This window comes from Cognatishimia sp. SS12 (genome assembly GCF_028369055.1).
Taxonomy (GTDB): domain Bacteria; phylum Pseudomonadota; class Alphaproteobacteria; order Rhodobacterales; family Rhodobacteraceae; genus Cognatishimia.
Genome location: NZ_JAQNCZ010000011.1, coordinates 1 through 3,024, shown reverse-complemented (window position 1 = coordinate 3,024; position 3,024 = coordinate 1). Strand labels below are relative to the sequence as shown.

The window sequence follows — 3,024 nt, the reverse complement described above, 5'->3', positions numbered from 1 at the left end:
TTGAGCAATCAAGTCCTCAAGTAGCGCAGCGGTAGGACATTATGATGTCTTTCTATTTCTGGATCAAATCAAGCGCGAGAAGGGCGTTTGGTGGATGCCTTGGCAGTAAGAGGCGATGAAAGACGTGATACTCTGCGATAAGTCATGGGGAGCTGAGAATAAGCTTTGATCCATGAATTTCTGAATGGGGGAACCCACCTGACAGTTTGATATAATAGCACTTCGGTGCTGCCTATATCTTGCTGAACCAGGTACTTAAGGACTGAATACATAGGTCTTTAAGAGCAAACCCGGGGAACTGAAACATCTAAGTACCCGGAGGAAAGGAAATCAATTGATACTCCCCTAGTAGCGGCGAGCGAACGGGGACCAGCCAAGCCTTGAGAGTGACTAGAACATGTTGGGAAGCATGGCCATAGCGGGTGATAGCCCCGTATAGGAAGCTCGATGGGATGTATTAAGTAGGGCGGAACACGTGAAATTCTGTCTGAAGATCGGAGGACCACCTTCGAAGGCTAAGTACTCCTTACTGACCGATAGCGAACCAGTACCGTGAGGGAAAGGTGAAAAGCACCCCGACAAGGGGAGTGAAACAGTACCTGAAACCGAACGCCTACAATCAGTTGGAGGCCCCTTGAGGGCTGACAGCGTACCTTTTGTATAATGGGTCATCGACTTAGTGTATCTAGCAAGCTTAAGCCGTTAGGTGTAGGCGCAGCGAAAGCGAGTCTTAATAGGGCGATTGAGTTAGATGCATTAGACCCGAAACCGAGTGATCTAGGCATGACCAGGCTGAAGGTAAGGTAACACTTACTGGAGGGCCGAACCCACACCTGTTGAAAAAGGTCGGGATGAGTTGTGCCTAGGGGTGAAAGGCCAATCAAACTCGGAGATAGCTGGTTCTCTGCGAAATCTATTTAGGTAGAGCGTCATCCGAATACCCCGGGGGGTAGAGCACTGGATGGGTAATGGGGCCCCACAGGCTTACTGATCCTAACCAAACTCCGAATACCCGGGAGTACTAGATGGCAGACACACTGCGGATGCTAACGTCCGTAGTGGAGAGGGAAACAACCCTGACCTACGACTAAGGCCCCTAATTCATGGCTAAGTGGGAAAGCAGGTGGGACGACCAAAACAACCAGGAGGTTGGCTTAGAAGCAGCCATCCTTTAAAGATAGCGTAACAGCTCACTGGTCTAAATAAGTTGTCCTGCGGCGAAGATGTAACGGGGCTCAAGCCATGAGCCGAAGTCTAGGGTAGACGATCTTTGATCGTTTGCGGTAGCAGAGCGTAGTGTGACATAGGACCTTTCCTCTTTAGCATTCTTCGGAATGTCATGGAGGATTTGGTTCTTTCGATGAAGCGGGCGCGTGAGCGATCCCGTGGAGAGATCACTAGTGAGAATGATGACATGAGTAGCGACAAAGAGTGTGAGAGACACTCTCGCCGAAAGTCCAAGGGTTCCTGCTTAAAGCTAATCTGAGCAGGGTAAGCCGACCCCTAAGGCGAGGCCGAAAGGCGTAGTCGATGGGAACCAGGTTAATATTCCTGGGCCAGATGGAAGTGACGGATAGCGAGGGTTGTTCAACCTTATTGGATTGGTTGGGCCGCTTAGCTGTCCCTGGAAATAGCTCCATCATAAGATCGTACCCTAAACCGACACAGGTGGACTGGTAGAGAATACCAAGGCGCTTGAGAGAACTATGTTGAAGGAACTCGGCAAAATACCTCCGTAAGTTCGCGAGAAGGAGGCCCAGTTTCTACGCAAGTATTGACTGGGGGCACAAACCAGGGGGTGGCGACTGTTTACTAAAAACACAGGGCTCTGCGAAGTCGCAAGACGACGTATAGGGTCTGACGCCTGCCCGGTGCCTGAAGGTTAAAAGGAGGGGTGAGAGCTCCGAATTGAAGCCCAGGTAAACGGCGGCCGTAACTATAACGGTCCTAAGGTAGCGAAATTCCTTGTCGGGTAAGTTCCGACCTGCACGAATGGCGTAACGACTTCCCCGCTGTCTCCAACATAGACTCAGCGAAATTGAATTGCCTGTCAAGATGCAGGCTTCCCGCGGTTAGACGGAAAGACCCCGTGCACCTTTACTACAGCTTCACACTGGCATCAGGCCATGCATGTGCAGGATAGGTGGTGGGCATTGAAACCAAAACGCCAGTTTTGGTGGAGCCTCCCTTGAGATACCACCCTTGCATTGCTTGATGTCTAACCGCGGTCCGTTATCCGGATCCGGGACCCTGTGTGGCGGGTAGTTTGACTGGGGCGGTCGCCTCCTAAAGCGTAACGGAGGCGCGCGAAGGTTGGCTCAGAGCGGTCGGAAATCGCTCGTTGAGTGCAATGGCAGAAGCCAGCCTGACTGCAAGACTGACAAGTCGAGCAGAGTCGAAAGACGGCCATAGTGATCCGGTGGTCCCGAGTGGAAGGGCCATCGCTCAACGGATAAAAGGTACGCCGGGGATAACAGGCTGATACTGCCCAAGAGTCCATATCGACGGCAGTGTTTGGCACCTCGATGTCGGCTCATCTCATCCTGGGGCTGGAGCAGGTCCCAAGGGTACGGCTGTTCGCCGTTTAAAGAGGTACGTGAGCTGGGTTTAGAACGTCGTGAGACAGTTCGGTCCCTATCTGCCGTGGGTGTAGGATACTTGAGAGGAGTTGCCCCTAGTACGAGAGGACCGGGGTGAACGATCCACTGGTGTACCAGTTGTTCCGCCAGGAGCAGTGCTGGGTAGCTATGATCGGACAGGATAACCGCTGAAGGCATCTAAGCGGGAAGCCCCCCTCAAAACAAGGTATCCCTGAGAGCCGAGGTAGACCACCTCGTCGATAGGCCGGAGATGTAAGTGCAGTAATGCATTCAGTTGACCGGTACTAATGGCTCGATAGGCTTGATTTGATCCAGTAATAGACAGACACATGTGCGCAAGCAGAAATGCAATCGCACAGACTAAGTCGCCTAGCTGGGACCAAATAAGTCATACACAACAATACACAGCTTGTACTTGCGCTCA

At 52.0% G+C, this 3,024-nt stretch carries 1 rRNA gene; it reads left to right on the top strand.

Annotated features, from left to right (window positions below):
* The first annotated feature begins 66 nt into the window (after window positions 1–66).
* Window positions 67–2,909 (top strand): 23S ribosomal RNA (locus N6L24_RS15545).
* The last annotated feature ends 115 nt before the right edge of the window (window positions 2,910–3,024 follow it).